This is a genomic window from Pseudomonas sp. GW460-12-10-14-TSB1, assembly GCF_017349775.1.
Classification (GTDB): Bacteria; Pseudomonadota; Gammaproteobacteria; order Pseudomonadales; family Pseudomonadaceae; genus Aquipseudomonas; species Aquipseudomonas piscium.
In genome coordinates this window covers 17,108-39,983 of sequence record NZ_JACNAC010000060.1, presented here as the reverse complement: position 1 = coordinate 39,983, position 22,876 = coordinate 17,108, and the positions used below count along the sequence as shown (strand labels likewise).

17 protein-coding genes are annotated in these 22,876 nt (G+C 65.6%); 13 read left to right on the top strand and 4 right to left on the bottom strand.

Annotation, left to right across the window (positions count from 1 at the left end; all coding sequences use genetic code 11):
* Positions 1-185 precede the first annotated feature (185 nt).
* From J4D52_RS25870 to J4D52_RS25845, 6 genes are all read left to right on the top strand, one after another.
* On the top strand, positions 186-2,333 hold the full coding sequence (locus J4D52_RS25870; RefSeq protein WP_102677902.1) for a TonB-dependent receptor: 2,148 nt from the start codon (positions 186-188) through the stop codon (positions 2,331-2,333).
* A gap of 34 nt (positions 2,334-2,367) precedes the next feature.
* On the top strand, positions 2,368-3,942 hold the full coding sequence (locus J4D52_RS25865) for an FAD-dependent oxidoreductase (RefSeq protein ID WP_102677901.1): 1,575 nt from the start codon (positions 2,368-2,370) through the stop codon (positions 3,940-3,942).
* A 40-nt stretch (positions 3,943-3,982) separates the two neighbouring features.
* Complete coding sequence (locus J4D52_RS25860) at positions 3,983-4,480, top strand: RidA family protein (protein WP_102677900.1); 498 nt, start codon at positions 3,983-3,985, stop codon at positions 4,478-4,480.
* A 34-nt stretch (positions 4,481-4,514) separates the two neighbouring features.
* On the top strand, positions 4,515-7,007 hold the full coding sequence (locus J4D52_RS25855; RefSeq protein WP_102677899.1) for a TonB-dependent siderophore receptor: 2,493 nt from the start codon (positions 4,515-4,517) through the stop codon (positions 7,005-7,007).
* 100 nt (positions 7,008-7,107) lie between these two features.
* Positions 7,108-7,821, top strand: a complete 714-nt coding sequence (locus tag J4D52_RS25850) for an SGNH/GDSL hydrolase family protein (RefSeq protein WP_063430949.1) — start codon at positions 7,108-7,110, stop codon at positions 7,819-7,821.
* Positions 7,822-7,998: 177 nt separating this feature from the next.
* Complete coding sequence (locus J4D52_RS25845; RefSeq protein WP_063431692.1) at positions 7,999-9,216, top strand: MFS transporter; 1,218 nt, start codon at positions 7,999-8,001, stop codon at positions 9,214-9,216.
* A gap of 97 nt (positions 9,217-9,313) precedes the next feature.
* Here J4D52_RS25845 and J4D52_RS25840 read toward each other — a convergent pair whose 3' ends face one another.
* Positions 9,314-10,621, bottom strand: a complete 1,308-nt coding sequence (locus tag J4D52_RS25840; RefSeq protein WP_063430951.1) for an MFS transporter — start codon at positions 10,619-10,621, stop codon at positions 9,314-9,316.
* Between the two features lie 43 nt (positions 10,622-10,664).
* Positions 10,665-11,438, bottom strand: coding sequence for an SDR family NAD(P)-dependent oxidoreductase (locus J4D52_RS25835; protein ID WP_009049100.1), 774 nt, complete (start codon positions 11,436-11,438; stop codon positions 10,665-10,667).
* A gap of 150 nt (positions 11,439-11,588) precedes the next feature.
* Between J4D52_RS25835 and J4D52_RS25830 the strand changes: the two genes are divergently transcribed.
* Both J4D52_RS25830 and J4D52_RS25825 read left to right on the top strand, forming a co-directional pair.
* A complete protein-coding gene (locus J4D52_RS25830) occupies positions 11,589-12,482 on the top strand; it encodes a LysR family transcriptional regulator (RefSeq protein ID WP_102677898.1) in 894 nt (297 codons plus the stop codon).
* Positions 12,483-12,591: 109 nt separating this feature from the next.
* Positions 12,592-13,569 (top strand): AraC family transcriptional regulator, encoded by a 978-nt coding sequence (locus J4D52_RS25825; RefSeq protein ID WP_063430955.1) that lies wholly within the window; start codon positions 12,592-12,594, stop codon positions 13,567-13,569.
* Here the strand turns inward: J4D52_RS25825 and J4D52_RS25820 are convergent.
* Positions 13,566-14,315, bottom strand: coding sequence for an SDR family NAD(P)-dependent oxidoreductase (locus J4D52_RS25820; protein ID WP_063430957.1), 750 nt, complete (start codon positions 14,313-14,315; stop codon positions 13,566-13,568). The two genes, J4D52_RS25825 and J4D52_RS25820, sit on opposite strands and share 4 nt — an antisense overlap.
* Before the next feature lie 363 nt (positions 14,316-14,678).
* Here J4D52_RS25820 and J4D52_RS25815 point away from each other — a divergent pair, with 363 nt between their 5' ends.
* Entirely contained in the window at positions 14,679-15,092 is a 414-nt protein-coding gene (locus J4D52_RS25815) for a CBS domain-containing protein (RefSeq protein WP_063430959.1), read from the top strand.
* 180 nt (positions 15,093-15,272) lie between these two features.
* On the top strand, positions 15,273-16,616 hold the full coding sequence (locus J4D52_RS25810) for an erythromycin esterase family protein (protein WP_063430962.1): 1,344 nt from the start codon (positions 15,273-15,275) through the stop codon (positions 16,614-16,616).
* Between the two features lie 42 nt (positions 16,617-16,658).
* Here the strand turns inward: J4D52_RS25810 and J4D52_RS25805 are convergent, their stop codons facing one another.
* The gene (locus tag J4D52_RS25805; protein WP_063430964.1) at positions 16,659-17,525 is read right to left on the bottom strand and encodes a phytanoyl-CoA dioxygenase family protein; all 867 of its coding nucleotides are present in this window, start codon (positions 17,523-17,525) and stop codon (positions 16,659-16,661) included.
* Between the two features lie 79 nt (positions 17,526-17,604).
* Between J4D52_RS25805 and J4D52_RS25800 the strand changes: the two genes are divergently transcribed.
* The 3 genes from J4D52_RS25800 to J4D52_RS25790 all read left to right on the top strand — a co-directional run bounded on the left by J4D52_RS25800 (position 17,605) and on the right by J4D52_RS25790 (position 22,852).
* Positions 17,605-18,624: an AraC family transcriptional regulator gene (locus J4D52_RS25800; RefSeq protein WP_063430966.1), complete on the top strand. Its 1,020-nt coding sequence runs from the start codon at positions 17,605-17,607 to the stop codon at positions 18,622-18,624.
* 177 nt (positions 18,625-18,801) lie between these two features.
* Positions 18,802-21,216, top strand: coding sequence for a DUF3772 domain-containing protein (locus tag J4D52_RS25795; RefSeq protein ID WP_063430968.1), 2,415 nt, complete (start codon positions 18,802-18,804; stop codon positions 21,214-21,216).
* A 112-nt stretch (positions 21,217-21,328) separates the two neighbouring features.
* Positions 21,329-22,852: a sensor domain-containing diguanylate cyclase gene (locus J4D52_RS25790; protein ID WP_102677897.1), complete on the top strand. Its 1,524-nt coding sequence runs from the start codon at positions 21,329-21,331 to the stop codon at positions 22,850-22,852.
* Positions 22,853-22,876: the final 24 nt, after the last annotated feature.

Genomic DNA, 22,876 nt, shown 5'->3' with positions numbered 1-22,876 from the left:
CCACCCGACCAGGTGGAGGCCCACGGAACTGCATTTTTTCCGGCCGACACCACTCCACGGTCAATAGCTCCACCCGAACCTGAAACCGGCTCAAGCCCCCGCCGCCATGGCTTTCGAACCATGGCCCCGGCGCAGCTTTGCCCAAAAAAACATAACAACGCCAACCTATACACCTGGGGTTCACCATGCAGCACTTCACCGCACACCGCCTGACGCTGGCCGTCTCCCTGAGCGCCGGCGTCTCGCTGAACCTGGCCGGGCTGCCGGCCCACGCCGAAGAAAGCACCGACAAGGCTGCCCTGCCGGTGGTCACCGTCACCGCCGAGCACCATGCCGAGGACCTGCAAAAGGCCCCGCTGGCGATCTCCGCGTTCGATGAAAAAGCCCTGGAAGACAAGCAGATCAAGAGCATCCGCGACCTCTCCGGGCAGGTGCCGAACCTGACCCTCAGCCGCCAGTCGATCTCCTACAGCGCGCAGACCTACGGCATCCGGGGCATCGGCGAGACCGATCCGATCCAGGAAGCGGCCGTGGCGGTCTACGCCGACGACCTGTACATCCCGCGGGCGATTTCCTCGATGCTCGATTTCAACGACGTCGAGCGCGTCGAGGTGCTGCGCGGTCCCCAGGGCACCCTGTACGGACGCAACAGCAGCGCCGGGGCGATCCGCGTGATCACCCGCGACCCGACCCAGGAAACCCGGGGTTTCCTCGAACTCGGCGCGGGCAACTACAACGCCCAGAACGGCCGCCTGTTGATCAGCGGGCCGCTGGTGGACAACGCCCTGTTCGGCAGTTTCTCGGCAATCCGCCTGAGCCGCGACGGCACCGTCTCCAACCCCACCCGCGGCAAGGACGTGAACAACGTCGATATCCAGTCGTACCGCGGCAAGCTGCGCTACAAGCCGGACGACTCGCCCTGGGATGTGCAGCTGACCCTGGCCGGCACCTTCGACCGGGGCGACACCACCAGCTACACGCCCTTCGATGCCAACGGCCGCTTCGACAAGTTCAAGAGCTACAGCAGCCTCGATCCGAAGAACCGCCTCGACCAGGGCAGCTCGGTGCTGCGGGCGATCTACGCCATCGACGAGCACCTGAACTTCAAGTCGGTGACCGCCTACTCGGCCTTCCATCAGCCGGTGGACTACGACAACTCGGGCCAGGCGGCGCTGATCCAGAACAACCTGATCCTCTACAAGCAGGACTACGCCACCCAGGAATTCCAGCTCAACGGCGACTACGACGACTTCAGCTTCAGCTCCGGCCTGTACCTGTACCGCGAGAAGTTCGACGCCGAGCGCGACAACCTCACCTACTCGGTGGCGCGCAACCGGGTGATCGGCCAGGGCCAGTACAGCACCACCCACACCGAGAGCTACGCGCTCTATGGCCAGGGCAGCTACAGGATCACCCCGCAGCTGTCGCTGATCGCCGGGCTGCGTTTTACCCGCGAGCACAAGAACTTCGAGTACGACAACTACGCCATCGACACCAATCGGCGGATCACCGGCAGCAACTTCAGCGCCGATTCGAGCAAGTCCTGGCAGTCCACCAGCCCGAAACTCGGCTTCGAATACGCCTGGACCCCGTACCTGAACCAGTACGCCTACGTGGCCAAGGGCTTCAAGGCCGGTGGCTACGACAACCGCGCGCCGACCCGGGCCGCCGCCGAGCAGGCGTTTTCCCCGGAAGACGTGACCACCTGGGAAACCGGCTTCAAGGGCGACTTCTTCGACCGCCGCCTGCGGGCCAACCTGGCGCTGTTCTACAACGACTACAAGGACCTGCAGACCAACGCCTACGACCCGGCGCTGGGCGTCAGCCTGCGCACCAACGTCGGCCAGGCCCACACCTACGGGGTCGAGCTGGAAACCCTCAGCGCCCTGACCAACGACTTGCAGCTGACCTTCAACCTCGGCTACCTGCAAAGCCAGTACGACGACTTCGAGAACGCCAGCGGCGCCGGGGTCGATGCCAACGGCAAGCAGCTGGTGTTCTCGCCGCGCTGGAACACCAGCCTCGGCCTCAATTACACCATCCCCGCCGGCCTGCCCGGCACCTGGCTGGCCGGCACCGATGCGCAGTTCCAGACCAAGTCCTACGCCAACGCGCTGAACGACGACATCCAGGAAATCCCCCAACAGACCTTCTGGAACGCCAACACCCGCTACATCTCCGGCGACGGCCACTGGACCACCACCCTGGCGGTGAAAAACCTGCTCGACCGCGCCTATCCGCAATCGGTGGGCTACGTGCCGTCCAGCGGCGCCCGTTATTACTCGGTCAACGACCCGCGAACCCTGTTGCTGTCCGTGCGCTACGACCTCTGACCCCCTCATCGGCAAACATGCCAAGGAGTACCTTATGGCTTTTACCCGCAGGCAACTGATTTCCCGTATCGCCGCCGTCGGTGGTTATTCCGCCGCCGTCGGCGCCCTCGATGCCCTGGGGCTTGCACCCAAGGCGCTGGCGGCGAGTTTCGACCCGCTGCAACTGGGCAGCAGCGGCAAAGGCAAGCATGTGGTGGTGGTCGGCGCCGGTATTTCCGGGCTGGTCAGCGCCTATGAACTGCGCAAGGCCGGTTTCAGCGTGACCATTCTCGAGGCCCGCGAGCGGGTCGGTGGACGCAACTGGACCCTGCGCCGCGGCAGCAAGGTGGAGTTCGACGACGGCGTCAGCCAGACCGTGGACTTCGATGAGGGGCAGTTCTTCAACGCCGGTCCGGCGCGCATTCCCAGTCATCACCAGACCCTTCTCGGCTATTGCCGCGAACTGGGCGTCGAGCTGCAAGTGCTGGTCAACAGCAGCCGCAACGCCCTGGCCTTGCCCGACGCCCGGCAGCCGGCGTTCCAGCTGCGCCAGGCGGTCAACGACAGCCGTGGCCAGCTGTCCGAACTGCTGGCACGCAGTGTCAGCCGCAAGGCCCTGGACCAGGACCTCAGCGCCGACGACCGCCAGGCGCTGCTGAGTTTCCTCAAGGTCTATGGCGACCTCAACGCCGACTTCAAATACCAGGGCTCGGTGCGTTCGGGCTACACCCGCCTGCCCGGCGCCGGCGACCAGACCGGTATCACCCGGGCGCCGCTGGAATTGCAGACCCTGCTCAATCCCAAGCTCTGGGGCGCGCTGGTGTTCGATGAAATCCCCGAGTTTTCCTCGACCATGTTCCAGCCGGTGGGCGGCATGGACCGCATTCCCCTGGCGTTCTACGACAAGCTCAAGGACGCGGTGCGCTTCCACGCCGAGGTCAGCGACATCCAGACTTCCGAGCAAGGCAGCCGCGTCACCTACAAGGACCGCCAGACCGGCAAGAGCCAGACCCTGAGCGCCGACTACGCCATCGTCACGGTACCGCTGCCGCTGCTGGCCAAGCTGCCGAGCAATTTCAGCACGCCGTTCAAGCAGGCGATCCTCAGCGCCCAGAGCGACCAGGCGAACAAGGTGGCTTGGCAGTCGCCGCGTTTCTGGGAAACCGACTTCAACATCTTCGGCGGGCTGTCCTACCTGGACCATGAAGTCAAAGGCCTGTGGTACCCCAGCGACCGGCTGAACAGTGCCCAGGGCATCCTCATCGCCGCCTACAACACCAGCGCGGCGGCCCAGGCCTTCAGCCAGAAATCCCTCGCCGAGCAGTTCACCTCCTCGCGCCAAGCCGTCGAACTGCTGCACCCCGGGCACAGCGCCAAGCTGCAAAAACCGGTGGCCATCAACTGGTCCAAGGTGCCCTTCAGCAAAGGCCCGTGGATCGTCAACGACGAGGTTGGCGGGCAGGCCTATCACATCCTCAACCAGCCCCAGGGCCGCACCTACCTGGCCAGCGACGCCCTGGCCCATGGCGGCGTCGGCATCTGGCAGAACAGCGCCGCCGATTCGGCGCGGCGCATCGTCAGCCTGATTGGCCGCCATGCCGAACGCCAGCAACCGGGCGTGGCCGCCTGATTTTCCCCACTGATTTCCCCCAAGACAGAAGGACCGACCGATGAAAACCACCACTCTGATTGCAGGACTGCTCATGACCGCCACCGCATTCGCCAGCCACGCCGACGAAATCAGGCGCATCGCCCTGCCCAATTCCAACTTTCCGATTTCCCTGGCGGTGGCGGTGCCGGCGCAGACCGAGCTGCTGTTCGTCAGCGGCCTGCTCGCTGATCTGCACGACCCGCAAGCGCCGAAGGACTCCTTTGCCGCCTACGGCGACACCGCGACCCAGACCACCTCGATCCTCAACAAGCTCAAGGGCGTGCTGCACAGCCAGGGCCTGGACCTGGGGGACGTGATCCAGTTGCGGGTGTTCCTGGTGGGCGACCCGGCCAAGGGCGGCAAGCTGGATTTCGCCGGGTTGCAGCAAGGCTATACGCCGTTCTTCGGCAGCGCCGAGCAGCCGCACAAGCCGGCGCGCACCGCGGTGCAAGTGGTCGCCCTGCCGCTGCCCGGCGGCCTGGTGGAAATCGAAGCCGTCGCTGCTCGCAAGAAGTGACCCGGACCTAGCCGATATTCAGGAGCCCCCTCTCATGCTCAAGCGCTCAACTGCCCGACGTACTGCAGCGGTCTATCGCCCGTTGTTGCTGCCGCTGTCGATTGCCTGCGGCCTGGCTTCATCCAACCTGGAGGCCGCCGAAGGTGCCTCGCCGACCCTCGATACGGTGGTGGTCACGGGCAACCGTGGCACCGCCGAACGTACCGTGACCACCAGCCCGACGCCGATCGACGTGGTCACCGGCGAACAACTGCGCGCGGTGGGCAAACCCAGCCTGCTGGAAGCGCTGAGCAAGTTCATCCCGTCCTTCAATCTGCCCGACCGCGCCGGCTGGGACGCCAGCGGCGTGGTGCGCTCGGCCACCCTGCGCGGGCTCACCGCCTCCCATGTGCTGGTGCTGGTCAACGGCAAGCGCCGGCACACCAGCGCCACCTTGAACATCAACGGCATCAACAGCGGCGCGGCGCCCAGCGACCTCGACCTGATCCCGGTGGCGTCCATCGACCATATCGAGGTTCTGCGTGACGGCGCGGCGGCGCAGTACGGCTCGGACGCGATTTCCGGGGTGATCAATATCATCCTCAAGCAGACCACCGGCGGCAGCTCCGACACCACCCTCGGCCAGGGCTACGACGGCAAGCGCGGCACCGCCCAGGAGGCGCTCAACTACGGCTTCCAGGTCGGCGAGGCCGGGGTGCTGAATGTCTCGCTGGACACCCGTTACCAGGAGCGCGACAACAAGGCCGGCAGCAACGGCTACAGCAGCCATTACTACCCGCTGGCCGACGGCTCGCCCGACCCGCGCGAGGCCGACGCCAGCCACCACACCTACAAGGGCTACGGCCTGCCCCGCAGCCAGCTGGCCGATGTCGGCTACAACCTCGACCTGCCGCTGAACGACGCCGTCACCCTGTATTCGTTCTCCACCCTGGCGACCCGGGAGAACAACGACGGGCAGAACTTCCGCCTGCCCAACGGCCGCAACACCATCACCACCGGCCCCAATGGCTACCCCAACGGCTACAGCCCTTATTGGCTGGTCAACGAAACCGACTTCCAGTCGGCGTTCGGCGCCAAGGGCGAGAACTTCGGCGGCTGGGCCTGGGACCTGAGCAGCACCTACGGGCGCAACTACGCCAAGCAGCGCACCTACGACAACCAGAACCCGTCCCTGGGGGAAAACACCCCGAACAAATTCACCTCCGGCATCTACATCGCCGACCAGCTGACCAGCAACCTGGACCTGAAGCACAGCTACGAGATCGGCCTGGCCAAGCCGCTGGACGTGGCCTTCGGCTTCGAGCACCGGCGCGAAAGCTACGAGACCCGCGCCGGCTCCGAAGCCTCCTATATCGATGGCGGCTATGTGTTTCCCGCCGGCCACCCGCGCGCCGGGCAACGCCCCGACCCGGGGGCCCAGGTGACCAATGGCATCAGCCCCGAGGATGAGCAGAAGATCAGCCGCAACAGCGTCGCCAGCTACATCGACCTGGGTTTCTACCCCGTGGAGCAGTGGTATGTGGGTCTCGCCGCGCGCTACGAGCATTACAACGAAGGCGTGGGCGCCACCCGCAGCGGCAAGCTCAGCACCCGCTATGAGTTCAACCCGGTGTTTGCGCTGCGCGGCACCATCAGCAACGGCTTTCGCGCGCCGTCCCTGGCCAACCAGATCTTCACCGCGCGCTCGACCGGCTTTGACACCATCAATGGCGTCTACCAGTCCTACAACTACGTGATCCTGCCGGTGGATTCGGCCGGCGCCCAGGCGCTGGGGGCGCAGTCCCTGAAGCCGGAGCGCTCGACCAACTTCAGCCTGGGGTTTGCCCTGACCCCCAGCGAAGACCTGAGCCTGACCGTGGATGGCTACGTGATCAACCTGCGCGACCGCCTGGTGCTCAGCGAACGCTTCCAGGGCCCGGGCGTGGCCGCCCTGCTCGACAGCATCGGCGTGCCCGCCACCGCCGGCGCGCAGTACTTCACCAACGGCGCCAACACCCGCACCTCCGGGGTCGATGTGGTGGGCAATTACCGGCAGAACCTGGCCAGTTACGGCTCGGTGAAATGGACCGCGGCGCTGAACTACAACCACACGCAAATCCTCAGCGTCAGCGACACCCCCGCGCAACTGAGCGCCCTGGGCAGCAACTTCCAGCTGCTCGGGCGCCAGTCGCGGGCGCTGCTCACCAAGACCTCCCCCAGCAGCAAGATGATTTTCTCCGCCGACTGGGCGATCCGCGACTTCGACATCAACCTGCGGCTGACCCGCTACGGCACCTATACCGAGGTCAACAGTTCGAGCAACCCGGACCTGGACCGCGAATACTCGGCCAAGTGGATCACCGACCTGGACGTGGCCTATGCCTTCGACAAGCAACTGACGGTGGCGGTGGGCGCGCAGAACCTGTTCGACAAGTACCCCGACCATATCGGCGTGAGCAACTCGTCGTTCGGCGACAACTGGGGCAGCTATTCGCCCTTCGGCTTCACCGGCGGTTACTACTACACTCGTGTGCAATATGCCTTCTGAGGTACCCCGCGGCAGAGGTAATGCCGCCGGCGCCGGGCTTCGACGCGACGCCGGGTTCCTGCCCCAGGCGTCGCCCTTTTTACCGCGAGCGTAGCTGCCCATGACTGATGTGTTCGCCAAGGTGGCCCTCGGGCCGCTGTTACTCGCCCAGGGGATTTACACCCGCTGGGTCACCCCCAGATTGCCGGAGGCCGAAGGCCCGCGCCAAGGCGGGCACGCCGACGCCAACGGGCCGGCCCTGCGCCTGTTGATCCTCGGCGATTCCGCGGCGGCGGGTGTCGGCGCCGGCACCCAGGACGAGGCGATGGCCGGCCGGCTGGTGGCCGGATTGGCCGGCGACTTCCAGCTGTCATGGCAACTACGGGCACAGTCCGGGCTGGACTCTCGGCAGTTGTTCCAGCTGTTGGCGGACGGCCCGGCCGAGCCCTTCGATGTGGCCCTGGTGTCCATCGGCGTCAACGACGTCACCAGCACCATCGCCGCGGCCGAATGGCAGGCGCGGATCTCACGCCTGATCGAGCTCTTGAGCGACCGGTTCGCGGCCAGGCACATTGTCTTCCTGCCCGTACCGCCCATGCACCTGTTCCCCGCCCTGCCCCAGCCGCTGCGCTGGTACCTGGGCCTCAGGGCCCGGCGCTTCAACAGCCTGCTGGTCGAACTGCTGGCCGGCCTGGAGCACTGCACATTACTGGCGACCCGCTTCCAGCCGGCCGCCAACCTGATGGCCGGCGACGGCTTCCACCCCTCCCCGGTGCTCTACCAGATCCTCGCGGACGAAGCGGCGCAGGTGATTCGCCAGCGCTGCGCTCGTTAAGCCACTCCCGGTCCTCACACCAGCCCCAGCCCTGGACGCCGGCCAACAAACTCCGGGGTTTCGCGCATGGTGCCGGCCAGCCTGCTCGATATCATTGGCTGGCCGGTTCGCCGCCGCCTGTCAGCCCTGAACCGGCGCCCTGACGCTCACCTCGATCCCCAACGGACCCGATACCTTATGCCCGCACCCACGCTTGCCGGTGGACGGCGTTCGAGCTGCTTTTTGTTTTGCCTGGCGCTGTCCTTGATGGTGCCCCTGATGAACAGCAGTGCTCCGACCCCGCTCTACCCCTTCTACAAAGAGCAGTTCGACCTGAGCGCGCTGGACCTGACGCTGATTTTCGGCGCCTATGGCATCGGTGTGCTGATCGCCCTGGTGGCCATGGCGCGGATCGCCGGCAGTGTCAGCGACCTGCGCCGTCTGTTCGTCCCCGCCAGCCTGCTGGTGCTGGTCGGTGCCGCGGCCTTTGCCCATGGCACGTCCCTGGGCCCGCTGTGCGCGGCGCGGTTGCTGGCCGGCCTCGGCTCGGGGGTGATGACCGCGGCGGTGAATGTGGCGCTGGTGCGTTTCAACCCGGGGCACAACGACAAGTTGCCGGCCCTGGTGGCGACCCTGGCGATGGTCTCGGGCCTGGCCCTGGGGCCGCTGGTCAGCGGCGCGGCGTTGCAGTTGGAGCTGCGTCCCCTGGCCTCGCCCTTCTGGCTGATCGCCGCGCTCGGACTGGCGTCGGCGGTCGCGACCCTGATCCTCTGGCCATCCCGGGCGGCCAGCGATGCGGCGGCGCCCACTCCGGAAAACACCCGCCCGGCCAGCCTCAGACAAGCCTTGCGTGGCATCGGCCTGCCCTTTCACCTCTGCGCCTGGAGCGTGTTTTTCAGCTGGTCGTTCGCCGCCTGCGTGTTCGTGATCGGCCCCCAGGTGGCGCAGCAGGTGTTTGGCCTGGAGGACCGCGGGGTCTTTGGTTATGTGATCTGCGCCTACTTGCTGATCGCCGGCATGAGCCAGCTCTACTGCCAGCGCCTGGACGCCCGCCAGGCACTGCTCAGCGGCTGGTTGTGCCAATGCCTGACGCTGCTGATCCTGCTCCTGGCCTGCTACAGCCAGGCCCTGTACCTCGCCCTGCCGGGGTTGGCGATCGGCGGTTATGCCTATGGCGCGCTGTTCGTCGGCAATGCCCGCCTGGTCAACCAGCTAGCGCCCCGGCACAGCCACGGCAAATTGATTGCCTATTTCTACGCCACCGTCTACCTGTTCAACGCCACCCCCGTGCCCTTGGGGCTGCTGGTGGACGCCTGCGGCATCGTCACCGCCAGCAACGTCGCGCTGGGGCTGTTCCTGGTCATTGGCCTGGGCCTGTTCGCATTGGCTCGCCGTACTCGTTTTGCCGCTCGCTGAGTCGTCCCGGACGCGCTGGCCGGCAGCGGCGCGCGCCTGCCCGGCAACCACCGGCACGGGTAGTGAGTCCGGCCCGCGCCCGCATACCCGCGAGCCTTCAACGCCTGACCTTCACTACCGCCATCAGCAGCGCCGAAGACAGCACGCCGAGGGTCATGAACACATAGGCCGCCCCGGGATTGCCGGTGAGACCGATCAGGTAGCCGACGATCCACGAACCGACGAAGGCGCCCAGTGCGCCGCAGGCGTTGATCAGGCCAATCGCCCCGCCGAACACATTGGCCGGAAGCACTTCCGGGATCAGCGCGAAAAACGGTCCATAGGGTGCGTAGAGCGCGGCGCCGGCGACGGTCAGCAAGGCGAACGACAGCCAGAAGTGCGAAGGCCCCAGCAAGTACGAGCAGAAGAACGCCAGCGCGCCCAACCCGAGCAGCGGCCAGACCAGCGATTGGCGCCGCCCGGAGCGGTCCGATGCCCAGGACACCACGAGCATGGCGGCGACGGCAGCCACATAAGGCACCGCGCTCAGCCAGCCGACCGTGACGATATCCGTGGCAGCCGCCTGCTTGATGATGGTCGGCAGCCACATGATGAAACCGTAGACGCCGATGCTCCATAAGGCATGCACGGCACAGAGCTGGATCACCACCGGGCTGGTGAAGGCCTGGCGATAGTTGCGCACCGCCTTGAGGCCCTGCTGTTCCTCGGCAAGGGTGGCGGCCAAGCGGTTTTTTTCCTGCCGGCTCAGCCAGTCGACCTGCTCGGGCTTGTCCCGCGCCAGGCGCCACCAGACAAACGCCCACAGCACCGCCGGCGCGCCTTCGATGACAAACATCTCGCGCCAGCCCCAGGCCTGAATCAGATAGCCCGAGACCACCGACATCCACAGCACCGTGATCGGGTTGCCCAGCACCAGGAAGGTATTGGCCCGCGAGCGCTCCTGGCGGGTGAACCAGTTGCTGATGAAGATCAGCATCGCCGGCATCACCGCGGCTTCGACTATGCCCAGCGACACCCTGATCACCATCAGCATCGGGATATTGGTCACCAGGCCGGTGGCCATCGCACACAAGCCCCACAGGATCAGGCTGCAGAACACCAGTTTGCGCACGCTGTAGCGTTGCGCGTAGATGGCGCCGGGCACCTGGAAGAAAAAGTAGCCAAGGAAGAACAAGGCGCCGATCAGTGACGAGGTGCTCTTGCTGATGCCCAGGTCCTGCTCGATGCCCGCCGCGCTGGCGAAGCCATAGTTGGCCCGGTCCAGATAGGCCAGGCTGTAGGTGACGAAGATCAGCGGGATCAGGTATAGCCAGCGCTTGGGCGCGAAGGCCGTGGCGGTCGTTGACGGATGTCCCGCCGGGTTGCGGGTGTGCGGCGGCAGTGCCGGTTCTTCGAGATGGCTCATGGGTGTCTCCTGTTTATTGTTGTTTTCCAGGTACGGGTACTGCTCAAACGACGCTGGTCAGTCCTCCGTCGACAAAGATTGTCTGGCCATTGATGAAGTCCGAGGCCGCCGAGGCCAGGAACACCGCGCTGCCGCACAGCTCCTCGACCCGCCCCCAGCGCCCCGCCGGCGTGCGTTTGCACAGCCATTGGGAAAACGCCTGATCGTCGATCAGCGCCCGGTTCATCTCGGTCGCGAAATAGCCCGGGGCCAGGCCGTTGGCCTGGATGCCATGGCGCGCCCATTCGGCGCACATGCCTTGGGTGAGCATCTTCACCGCGCCCTTGGACGCCGCGTAGGGGGCGATGCTCGGCCGGGCCAGTTGGCTCTGCACCGAGCAGATGTTGATGATCTTGCCGCGGCGCCGGCCGATCATGTGCCGCGCCACGGCCTGGGACACATGGAACACCCCGTCCAGGTTGACCCGCATCAGGGCGTGCCAGTCGTCGGCGGCGAAATCCTCCAGCGGTGCGCGTCGCTGGATGCCGGCGTTGTTCACCAGGATGTCGATAGCGCCGACCCGCGTCTCGAAGGTGTCGATGGCCTCGAACAGCCCGGCGCGATCGGTGACGTCGAACACCGCGATCTCCGCGCCGATGCCCTCGTCGCGCAACTGCCGGGCAACGGCCTGGGCCTTGTCCCTATTACGATCGTTGATCACCACCTTGGCACCGGCGGCGCCCAGGCCCCGAGCCAGCTCCAGGCCAATGCCCTTGCCTGAACCGGTGATCAGGGCCCTTCTCCCATCCAGCTGGAAACTACCGGGATTGAATGACATGCTTTCCTCCGCGAGACGGCCGCTGTTTTTGGAATGGGCCTTGCGGGCACTTCAGCGCAGCTGGCGGGCACTGTCCAATCGTCATTGCTGATCTGGTAATCAATCTTCGTGATTACCATCTCGAAGCGTTTTCAACCCTGGAGTCGGTCGATGGAAATCAAACACCTGCGCTCGTTCGTGACCCTGGCACAGGAACTGCATTTCGGCCGCGCGGCGCAACGGCTGGCTATCGTCCAGCCGGCCTTGAGCATGCAGATCAAGCTGCTGGAGGAGGAATTGGGCGTGCGCCTGTTCGAGCGCAACCGCCACGCCGTGGCGCTGACCGAGGTCGGATCGATCTTCCTGCCCGAGGCCCGCGCGACCCTGCACCAGGCGGCCCATGCGATGGACGTGGCCAGGGCTTCGGGACGTGGGGAGATCGGCCGGGTGCGCCTGGGCTTCGTGTCTTCGGTACTGCCAGAGTTCCTGCCGGCGCTGATCCGCGCCCTGCATGAGCGTTTCCCGCGCATCGAGCTGGAACTCAAGGACATGCCGGGGCCGGACCAGGCCGCGGCGCTGAAAAACGGCCAGCTGGATTTCGGCCTGATGCGCCTGCCGGCGATCATTCCTGGCATCCAGACCCGGGAGGTGCTGCGGGAGAGTTTCATGGTTGCGCTCCCCGACGATCATCCGTTGGCCTCGAGCGCAACCCTGCAACCGGCGGCGCTGGCGCGACTGCCGGTGTTGATCCTGGCCAGGCGCTACGCCCCAGGCTTTCACGATCAACTGATGCAAGAGCTGAATCGCCAGGGCGCGCAACTGGAAGTCGCCGCGGAACTGGGCGAGTTCACCACCATGCTCGCCCTGGTGTCCGCCGGGCTCGGCATTGGCTTGCTGCCCGCCCACGCCGGGCGCGCGTTACCCGCCAACGTGGTCGCCCGCCCCCTGGAACTCGGGGACTACCAGGCGACCACCGGCCTGGCCTGGGTGGAACTGGATAATGCCCTGAAGAGCACCGTATTCGGGGTGATCAGCGACGTGTTCCTTGAGGGCCACGGGCAATGACGATCAGCGACAACCCAGGACCGAGGATTTCCTCCTGGCAGCCCCATTCCAGGACTATCGGCATGCTAAAGTCGGTTTAATTTTGCCAATCGTCCAAAAAGGTGCCCCCATGGATCCGCTCTCCGGTGTCCTTTCGCTGCTGAGAATCCGCAACTACCATTCGGCGGCCTTGAAGTTGGGCGGCGACTGGGCCTTCGACTTTCCCAGTCGGGCCGGCATCAAGTTCACGGCCGTGGTCAAGGGCAGTTGCTGGGTGAGGGTCAGTGGCGAGCCGACGCCGCAACGCCTCCAGCAAGGCGACTGCTTCCTGATGACCCGCGGCGTGCCCTTTACCTTGTCCAGCGACCTGGGGCTGCCGGCGATGGATTCCGAAGGGCTTTTTCAAACCCCGGCCCCGGACGAAATCACCCTCGATTACGGCGGCGACGATGTGCAGCTGGTCGGCGGGCGCTTCGATTTCAGCGGCGTCCCCACCCAGTTCCTGCTCAGCGCCCTGCCCTCGCTGGTGCATGTGCAGGGCAACTCGCCCCAGGCGTCGATCCTGCGCTGGGCGCTGGAGCGCTTTACCGCCGAGCTGCAACAACAGCGCCCCGGCCGCTCGCTGATGAACGAGCACCTGGCGCACATCATGCTGGTCGAGGTGCTGCGGGCTCACCTGGCTGTCCTGGAACCTGACAGCCTGGCCAGCGAGGGCATGGGCTGGTTCTTCGGCCTGGCGGACCGCAACCTCAGCGTCGCCCTGAGCGCCCTGCACGCCAACCCGGCACGACGCTGGACAGTCGAGGAACTGGCGCGGCTGGCGGCCATGTCGCGCTCGGCCTTTGCCCTGCGCTTCAAGCAGATAGTCGGCGCCGCGCCAATGGAATACTTGACCCACTGGCGCATGCTGCTGGCCGGCGATCGCCTGAGAAACTCCGGCGACTCGGTGGCGTCCATCGCCTTTTCCCTGGGATATGAATCGGAGAGCGCCTTCAGCACCGCCTTCAAGCGGGTCATGTCGCACTCGCCGCGCCAGTACCAGCGCGAGCAGGCGGCCGCCGTCGAGGCTGACGTCAAGGCCGCCTTCAAGGCTGATCTCAAGGATTAGTGCAGACCGCCGCCGATCACCAGGATCTCGCCGGTGATCCATCCGGCGTCACTGGACGCGAGGAACGCCACCGCGGGGGCGATGTCTTCGGGTTTGCCGATACGTCCCAGGGGTGTGATGGCTTCGATCTTCTGCCGGAAGGCGTCTTCGAAGAAGCCGCTGGCATGCACGCCTTCGGTGACCACCAGCCCCGGGTTGACCGAGTTGACGCGGATGTTCTTCGGCCCCAGTTCGTTGGCCAGGGTCCGGGTGATGGCGTCCACCGCGCCTTTGGAGGCGGTGTAGACCGTCGAGTTGGCCGGGGTGAACGAGGTGACGCTGGAGCTGATATTGACGATGCTGCCGCCCTCGGGATTGAACACGCCGACCGCTTCGCGGGTGCACTGGATCAGGCCCAGGACATTGAGGTTGAACTGGCGGTGGAACTCCTGTTCTTCGATCTCCGCCAGGGCCGCGGTGGAGTAGACGCCGGCGTTGTTCACCAGGATATCCAGATGGCCGTGCTCATGGACGATGGCCTTGAACAGCGCCTTCACTTCCAGGGCATTGGCGACATTCGCCTGGACGGCATGGGCGCGGCCGCCCGCCTGCAGGATCTCTTCGACCACCCGGTCGGCCTCCTCGCGACCGCGGCTGTAGTTGACGATCACCGTGGCGCCGTCCTTGGCCAGTTGCTTGGCAATGGCGGCGCCGATGCCCTTGGACGAGCCGGTGACCAGGGCGATTTTCTTGTGCAATCTTTTCATTTCGTAGGTTTCTCTTACAGGTTCAGAATCGCGGACCAGGCCTTGAACGATTGGCCTCTGGTCCACGAACCCAGCTTATGAGCCACGCCCCGGACGGGTAATAGCTGGTCCTCCAAAATAGCTTCGCCATCGTCCAGAGACGCGGCGGCCCTTTGCGCCAGCGCTTCTTCGATGGCCCGCTCATAAACGGCTAGCCACTCGTCGTGCGCCGTCGAACAAATTTCAACTTTTTAAAAATATCGACACTCCCAATTAATGCTTGCTGCCATTGCGAGCGACAGCATTGCTGAACCCCGCGCAAGGGCGTCTGCCCTTGCCTCTCATGCCCGGCCACAGCGGCCCGGCCTTTCGAGGAGAACCCTGATGAAGATCTCTGAAGTCATGACCCGTAACGTACAGACCGCACGGCCCGAACAGACGCTGCGGGAAGTCGCCAACATGATGGCCAGCATCGACAGCGGCGCCATCCTGGTGAACAGCGAGGATCGACTGGTCGGCATGATCACCGACCGCGACATTGTCATTCGTGCCGTGGCCAAGGGCGAAAGCTGCGATATGCCGATCAGCAGCGTGATGAGCAACGACATCCGTTATTGCTTCGACGACCAGGAGGTCGACGAAGTGGCCCGCAACATGGCCGATATCCAGCTGCGGCGCCTGCCGGTGGTCAATCGGCAGAAACGCCTGGTGGGCGTGGTGTCCCTGGGCAATATCGTCAAGGCCCACGACAGTGAGGCCAACAGCACTGTGCTGCAGGGCGTGGCCAAGGCCCATTGATATCCTGGCCCAGACGGCTGTGGCCGAGCGGCCACGGCCGGTGTTTACCGGTGGACTGGCGGCCTCCAGGCGCTGACGGGCCGACCTTCGGTCCCCAAGCGGGAACACCCCGCCCGCGGCGACGTCTGCTCTGTATCGACCCTGGCAATTCAGATCCTCTACCTGGAAGGAGGCTGCGCCATGACCCCACGCAAAGGCCGGCAGGAGATCTCCGGGCGTGGCAAGGAGCCTGTCAGTAGGCTCCAGGCCCTGCTGCGCCGATACGCCGAACCCCTGCCCCCACTCGAGTCCGCGGCTTTCGGCGCGCTGTTCGACCGTTATGCGGACGCCAGGGTGGTGTTGATCGGCGAAGCCAGTCACGGCACCCGTGAGTTCTATCGAGCCCGTGCCGCCATCACCCAACGCCTGATCACCCACCACGGCTTCACGATCGTCGCTATCGAGGCCGACTGGCCCGACGCCGGGCAGATCGACCGGCGCGTGCGCGATCTGGGCCCGTCGACCGCAAGGGAGCAGGCATTCAGCCGCTTTCCGAGTTGGATGTGGCGCAACGTCGAGGTGCGCGACTTCACCCGTTGGCTGCACCACTACAACCGGTCCCTGCCCGCGGATCGGCGCATCGAGTTTCGCGGGCTCGATGTCTATAGCTTGCGCAATTCCATCGGCGAAGTACTGGCCTATCTCGATAGCACCGCCCCCCAGCTGGCGCGTGAAGCGCGCCGGCGTTATGGCTGCCTGACACCCTGGCAGGACGACCCGGCGCTGTATGGGCATTCTGTCGAGCGCGGCCACGAGGCGTCCTGCGAAGAAGCGGTGGTGCAGCAGTTGAACACCTTGCTGAACGAACGCCTTGCGGCGAACCCTGAAGCGCAGTTCAGCGCCACGCAGAATGCGCGGGTCATACGTTCCGCCGAGCAGTACTACCGGGCCATGTTCAGAAGCTCGACAGCCTCCTGGAACCTGCGAGACAAGCACATGTTCGACACCCTGCAGGCTTTGCTCGCCCATCGCGGTGCCAACGCCAGGGCCGTGGTCTGGGCGCATAACTCGCACATCGGCAACGCCGCGGCCACCTACATGGGCTGGCGCGGCGAGTTCAACATCGGCCAGTTGTGCCGCATGGCCTATGGCGACAATGCCGTGCTGATCGGCATGAGCACCGACCGCGGCCAGGTCGTGGCCGCCGATGACTGGGACGGCGACATGGGGATCAAGGATGTGCGGCCTTCCCTTGCCGACAGCTGGGAGCAGGAGTTTCTCCAGGCGGGCATCCCCGTCTCGCTGACCGACTGGCGCGCCCCCGAGCGCGAAGACCTGCGCCAGGCGCTGTCCGAGCTGCTGCTGGAACGGGCGATCGGTGTCATCTACCGTCCCGCGACGGAGCGCCAGAGTCACTATTTTCAAGCGGACCTAGGCGAGCAGTTCGATGCGTTGGTCTGGTTCGAAGCCACAAGCGCCCTCACGCCATTGCCGGTGGTCGCCGGCCACAGCCATGAAGAAGACACCTTTCCTTTCGGGGTCTAGGCCTCCCCTTTGCGATGAAGCCTCCTCATGGCCAGCCTGTGCTCAGTGCCCCTCCGGTTCTTCGAGCATGCGCTTGGGGTGCATGCCATTGACCATGCCCATGAACGGCGCGTGGATCGAGTACCCCAGCATGCGCTGGATATGTTCGCTGCATTGCCGGGCGACCTGGCGCGGGGTCGACAGGATGAAGTTCTCCTGCTGGCGCGCCCAGGGCTCACAGTATTGCGCGGTCAGCGCCAGGCGTGGCGCGCCGCTGTGGTTGGCGCCGCCGCCGTGCCAGAGGGTGCCGAGGAAAAACACCACCGAGCCTTTGGGCATGATCACCGGCATAACGGACGCCTGTTCGACGGCGGTGGGCAGGCGCCCGTCCCACAGATGGCTGCCGGGAATCACCACCGTGGCACCGTTGTCATGGGTGAAGTCGTCCAGGGCCATGATCGTCGCCGCGCCATAGGGCGGCCGCGGGCGCGCCATGGGGTAAAAGGCGTCGTCGTAATGCAGGTGCTGGGCGCACTCGCCCGGCAGGATATTGATCGCCTGCAGCTGCGACAGCAGGTAGTTGGGCGCCAGGAGCCGGTCCAGCAGGCCGAGGATCAGCGGGTGCTCCACCAGCGCATCGCAGACCCGGGTTTTCGCAATCACCGCATACAGCCGCTGGGTGCGGGCGCCCTCGAACGAGTTGCGCCCGGTATGGGCAAAACGGCCGAGCAGGTCCTCGCGCATGCGGCTAACCTGCTGGTCATCGAACAGCCGTTCGAGCACCACGAAGCCGTCGCGCTGCAGCTGGCCCATCAGTTCATCGAGCTGCGCAGCGGGCACGGCGGGCTGGGTACCAGCGGTCGACCTATAGGTCCTGGCGCATCCGTTGCTCATGTAGTCGTGCCGCTCGGGCAAGGTTGTTGTTGTCATCGACTGGCTCCTTGGGAGTAGGTCGCATCAATCTGCAGGACGCCGGAGCGACCGCCAATGACGCTTTGCCTCAACTGACATGACCCGCCCCTACCCGCACTGGATCGTCGCCCCGACCATTCCCGCGCGTTTTGTGCGCGAGATGCTGGGCCAGCTGCGCCTCGATGCCAACGCTCGGGCTGCCCTGCTGGAGCGCTGCGACTTGCCGATAGAAGCCCTGCGCGACGGCTATCGTGTCGCGCCACTCAACTACCGCGCCTTGAGCCGCCTGAGCGTTGGCCTCGGCGCCGACGAAGCCTTCGGTTTTTTCGCCCGCCCCGTGCCCCTGGGCAGCTTCGAGCAACTGCTGCGCTTGCTGGTGCACCTGCCGACCCTGGCCGATGCCTTCGACGAAGCCGCGCGCTTCTACAAGTTGTTCGATGATTCAGCGCCCTGGCGCCTGGAAACCGAAGGCAAGATCGCCCGCCTGCGGCTGACGCCCCGGCCCGGGGCCCAGACCGACTCGGTGCTGTGGCCACATATGCTGCTGTTGTCGCTCTGGCATACCGGCAGCTGGCTCGCCGACGAAACCCTGCCGCTGCGGCGGATCGTCCTGCCGCAACAGCTCACCGGCTTCACCGCGCAAACGCGTTTTCTGTTCGGGCGCCAACCCGCCTTTGGCGCGGGCGCATGGCTGGAGCTGCCCGCGGCGAATCTGCAAGCGCCGCTGATGCGCCGGCCGGCGGAGGTTGCGCGCTTCGCTCGCCAGCTGCTGCCGGCGGTGATCGCCCCCGGACCATCGGCCAGTTTCGAAGCCCACTTGCGCGGGCTGCTGTGCGCCGCCGAACCCTTTGCCGGGCTATCGGAAATCCAGGCGGCCAAGGCCCTGGGCATTTCCCGCCAGACCCTGGCCCGCCGCCTGGCCGCCCTGGGCGTGACCTTCCTTGGCGTGCGCGACGAATTGCGCCGCGACCTGGCCTGCACCCTGCTCGCCCGCGGTTCGGTGAGTGTCGCCGAGCTGGCGGAACGCCTGGGCTACTCGGAACCCAGCGCCTTCCAGCGTGCGTTCAAACAGTGGACCGGGCTACCGCCGGGGGCCTATCGCGGTAGCCGGCGCTGAGCAGCGTCGCCCTCTCGGTGGATTTTTCACCGCCACCCCGTTCTCCAACGCCGCGTAAACCGGCATGCTGCGCCACCCTGATCGCCACGGCAGCAGGCCGCCCAGCGGGGAATTTATGCCGGGATGGCGCGGTCTATGCTCGTCAGGGCCGGTGAACAGCAAAAGAGGACATGAAAGATGCGGCGAGTGAGACAGAACCGCTGGGGCATGGGGCTGTTGGCCCTGTTGCTGTGTATTGCGCTGCCGGCCTTCGCGGCGCCGGCGCCCGGGCCACAGAGCGTCGCCCGCAACCAGCTGCCGCTGCTGGCCGAGGGTGCGAGCCTTGAGCAGCTCAACGACCGCCTCGAACTGATCCGCCAGAGCGTTTCGGCCAGCGGCAACGATGACCTGCTCTCGGACCTGCGCCAGGCCGCGCTGCAAGTGCAGAAGCAGGCCGACAGCCTGATCGCCCTGCGCGCCACCGACATCGAGCGCCTGGACGACCAGCTCAAGGTCCTGGGCCCGCCGTTGCCCGACGAGGCCCCCAGCCTGACCAGCCAGCGCCAGGTGTTGAGCGCGCAGAAGGATGCCCTGCTCGACGAAGAGCGCCAGGCCAACCTGCTCAGCCAGTCCGGCCGCGACCTCGCCGTCCAGATCATCAACCTGCGGCGCAGCCTGTTCAATTCGCAGATCAGCACCCGCTCGGCGAGCCCGCTCAGCCCGGCCTTCTGGTCCACCCTGATTCGCCCGACCGAGGATGACCTCGGGCGCCTCAACCGCCTCTCCGACGAAGTCTGGACCGCGTTCGAGACGGCGCTGGCCCCCGGCAATCGCGGGCTGTTCCTCACCACCCTGGTCATTGCGGCGCTGATCTGGGTGGTCGGCCGGCGCCTGCTGGAGCGCCTGGCGATCTGGTCGATGATCCGCTGGCTGCCCGAAGGTCGCCTGCGCCGCAGTGCCCTGGCGCTGACCATCGGGCTGGCGACCATCGTCACCATCAACGTCTCCGCCTCGCTGCTGCGCTGGGGGCTGGTCAACAGCGCGACACTGAGCGCCGATGTGCTCAACCTGATCGGCCAGTGGCTGACCCTGCTGATTTTCTGCTCCTTTATCGTCGGCCTCGGCCGGGCCATGTTGATGCTGTCGCGCCCGTCCTGGCGCCTGCCACCGATCCCCGACCAGATCGCCACGGCCCTGGGGCCGTTCCCGCTGATCCTGGCCCTGGCCCTGCTGCTCACCGCCGGCGAAGAACGGATCAACAGCGTGATCGCCAGCAGCCTGGCCCTGACCGTGGCGGTCAACGGCCTGACGGCCCTGGTCACCGCGCTGATCTTTTTCTTCGCCCTGCTGCGTCATCGCCGCACCCGGCGGCGCTTCGAGCTGGAACGCCCCTCCGGCATCGCCGGGCTGCTGCCCTTCGTGGTGGCGGTGTGGGTGGCGGTGATCCTGCTGTCGTTGCTCAGCGGCTACCTGAGCCTGGCGTACTTCCTCACCGTCAAGCTGCTGTGGATCAGCGTGGTGACCACCAGCGCCTACCTGCTGATCGCCTGCTTTGGCGACCTCTGCGAAACCCTGCTGTCGCCCAAGCAGCCTGGCGGCCTGGCGCTGGCGGCGGCCCTGGGCCTGTCGCCGCGCCACCAGGCCCAGGCCACCACCGTGCTGGCCGGCATCGGCCGGACCCTGCTGCTGTTCACCGCGGCGCTGCTGGCCTTCATGCCGTCCGGGTCGAGCCCGGGGGAACTGCTGGAAGGCTTTGCCCAGCTGGATGTCAGCGGCCGGTCCTTGGGCAACCTGAACATCGTGCCCGAGGACCTGCTGCTGGCGGCGGCGTTCCTGGTCGGCGGCATGTTCGCCGTACGGGTGCTCAAGCGCTGGCTGAGCGAGCGGCTGCTGCCGGAAACCAATATGGACGCCGGCATGCGCGCCTCGCTGGTGACCCTGGTCGGCTACATTGGCTTTGTCCTGCTGGCGATCGTGGTGATGTCGACCCTGCGGATCAACCTGACCAACCTGACCTGGGTGGTCAGCGCCCTGTCGGTGGGTATAGGTTTCGGCCTGCAGGCCATAGTGCAGAACTTCATTTCCGGGCTGATCCTGCTCACCGAGCGGCCGGTGAAGGTCGGTGACTGGGTCAGCCTGGCCGGGGTCGAGGGCGATATCCGGCGGATCAACGTGCGCGCCACCGAGATCCAGATGTCCGACCGCTCCACAGTGATAGTGCCGAACTCGCAGTTCATCTCGCAGAACGTGCGCAACGTGACCATGGACAACGCCCTGGGCGTGGTCGGCATCACCCTGACCCTGCCGCTGGAGACCGATGTGCTGCAGGTGCGCGAGCTGTTGCTGCAGGCCTATGCCGAACATGAGGCGATTCTCAAGGCGCCGGCGACCTCGGTGTCGTTCAAGGACCTGACCAGCAATGGCCTGATCATCAGCGTCAGCGGCTACGTCGGCAGCCCGCGCTCGGTGTCCGGCGCCCGCAGCGACCTGCTGTTCACCATCCTCGGGCGCCTGCGCGAAGTGGGCATCGCCCTGTCGTCGCCGCAGAACCTGATGCTGATCAGCGACAGCCAGGACAAGGCGGCGAGCGAACCACCGGCCGCAAACCCTTGAGTCCTGGGCTATCGTGACTGATATTCCGGCGAGTTTTTTCAACCCGAGCGGCCGCTGTCATCGAGGATCCTGACGACAGCCCTGTTTCACCCCAGGCATGATAAGGAACATCGTGGACGCACACCCCGACAGCAACACCGAGGACGTTGTCCTGGAGTCGAAACGACTTCCCGTACTGGCGGTCACCATCACCTTCCTGATGGTGGTCGCGGTTTCGATTCTCGGCATCTATGGCATCCAGGTCGTCAACAGCAAGGCCCATGAACTGGCGCAGGCCCGGCTGACCTCCGGCAACCTGGCCTTGTCCATCGCGCAACAGGCGACCGATACGTTCGACGAGGCCAACCTGATCCTCGAAGAACTGATCGAACGCATCGACGACCTGTCGCCCGAGGCCCTGGAAAAAACCCAGAAGCTGATGAAAAAACGCGTGTTCACCACCGAACAGTTGCATGGCTTGTTCTTCTATGACCGGCAAGGCAACTGGGTGCTCACCTCGTTCGACTACAAGCCGCCCAAGGCGAACAACTCGGACCGCGACTACTTCAAGTTCCACCGCGAGAATGTAACCCTGTCCCCCAGGGTCGGGGCGGCCCTGCAAAGCAAGACTACCGGCGACTGGGTGATCCCGTTCTCGCGCCGGGTCAACGACGCCCAGGGCAACTTCAAGGGCGTGGTGCTGGCGACCATCAAGATGGACTACTTCGACACCTTCTTCGATCGCTTCAACATCGACGACAAGGGCGCGATCTTTCTCGCCCTGCCCCAGGGCACGATCATCGCCAGGCGGCCGTTCGACGAAAAGCTCATCGGTGCGTCCCTGGCCCGGGGCGAAATCTTCTCCGTGCATATACCCCGTGCCCCTGCCGATACGGTCATGGTCAAGTCCATCATCGACGGCGTCGACCGCCTGTTCGGCTACCGGGTGCTGTACAAGTACCCGCTGGTGGTGGCGGCGGCCAATTCCCAGGAGTCCATTCTCAGCAGTTGGCGCACCGACACCTACCAGCTGACCGCGATGATTGCCGTGGTGCTGGCGATCAACCTGCTGATCGGCATCCTGCTGTTCAAGCAGGTGCGCAAGGGCCTGTTGGTGGAAAGCCACCTGAAGAAAGCCCGCTCGGTGCTGGAGACCCTGGTGTTGCAGGACGGCCTGACGGGCCTCGCCAACCGCCGGCACCTGGAGCGCAACCTGGAACTGGAATGGCGCCGGGCGGCGCGGCAGCGCTCGTCGATCAGCCTGGTCATGCTGGATATCGACCACTTCAAGACCTTCAACGACCGCTATGGCCATGTGGCGGGCGACCATTGCATCCGCGCCGTCGCCCAGGCCATCAGCCAATGCGTGCACCGGCCCTCGGACCTGGCGGTGCGCTACGGCGGCGAAGAGTTCGCGATCCTGCTGCCGGACACCGAGCCCGGCGGCGCCTACGTGCTGGCCGAGAGCATCCGCCTGGCGGTAGAGGAACTGGCGATCGAGCATGTCGACAACCCCGGCGGCGTCGTGACCATCAGCCTCGGCGTCTACACCTGCGTGCCCGCCTCCTCCGACTTCAAGAGCCTGCTGATGCAGGCCGACTCGGCGCTGTACATGGCCAAGCGCGCGGGGCGCAACCAGACCGTGCCGACCTTATAAGGAGCGGCAAGCTGCAAGCTCTAA

Bases quoted from the DNA above. Each gene is read 5' to 3' on its own strand.
- J4D52_RS25830 (WP_102677898.1), top strand. From the start codon at position 11,589: ATGGAAATCAAACACCTGCGCTCGTTCGTGACCCTGGCACAGGAACTG.
- J4D52_RS25865 (WP_102677901.1), top strand. From the start codon at position 2,368: ATGGCTTTTACCCGCAGGCAACTGATTTCCCGTATCGCCGCCGTCGGT.
- J4D52_RS25840 (WP_063430951.1), bottom strand. From the start codon at position 10,621: ATGAGCCATCTCGAAGAACCGGCACTGCCGCCGCACACCCGCAACCCG.
- J4D52_RS25805 (WP_063430964.1), bottom strand. From the start codon at position 17,525: ATGACAACAACAACCTTGCCCGAGCGGCACGACTACATGAGCAACGGA.
- J4D52_RS25815 (WP_063430959.1), top strand. From the start codon at position 14,679: ATGAAGATCTCTGAAGTCATGACCCGTAACGTACAGACCGCACGGCCC.
- J4D52_RS25835 (WP_009049100.1), bottom strand. From the start codon at position 11,438: ATGTCATTCAATCCCGGTAGTTTCCAGCTGGATGGGAGAAGGGCCCTG.
- J4D52_RS25855 (WP_102677899.1), top strand. From the start codon at position 4,515: ATGCTCAAGCGCTCAACTGCCCGACGTACTGCAGCGGTCTATCGCCCG.
- J4D52_RS25860 (WP_102677900.1), top strand. From the start codon at position 3,983: ATGAAAACCACCACTCTGATTGCAGGACTGCTCATGACCGCCACCGCA.
- J4D52_RS25850 (WP_063430949.1), top strand. From the start codon at position 7,108: ATGACTGATGTGTTCGCCAAGGTGGCCCTCGGGCCGCTGTTACTCGCC.
- J4D52_RS25810 (WP_063430962.1), top strand. From the start codon at position 15,273: ATGACCCCACGCAAAGGCCGGCAGGAGATCTCCGGGCGTGGCAAGGAG.
- J4D52_RS25845 (WP_063431692.1), top strand. From the start codon at position 7,999: ATGCCCGCACCCACGCTTGCCGGTGGACGGCGTTCGAGCTGCTTTTTG.
- J4D52_RS25825 (WP_063430955.1), top strand. From the start codon at position 12,592: ATGGATCCGCTCTCCGGTGTCCTTTCGCTGCTGAGAATCCGCAACTAC.
- J4D52_RS25795 (WP_063430968.1), top strand. From the start codon at position 18,802: ATGCGGCGAGTGAGACAGAACCGCTGGGGCATGGGGCTGTTGGCCCTG.
- J4D52_RS25800 (WP_063430966.1), top strand. From the start codon at position 17,605: ATGACCCGCCCCTACCCGCACTGGATCGTCGCCCCGACCATTCCCGCG.
- J4D52_RS25820 (WP_063430957.1), bottom strand. From the start codon at position 14,315: ATGAAAAGATTGCACAAGAAAATCGCCCTGGTCACCGGCTCGTCCAAG.
- J4D52_RS25870 (WP_102677902.1), top strand. From the start codon at position 186: ATGCAGCACTTCACCGCACACCGCCTGACGCTGGCCGTCTCCCTGAGC.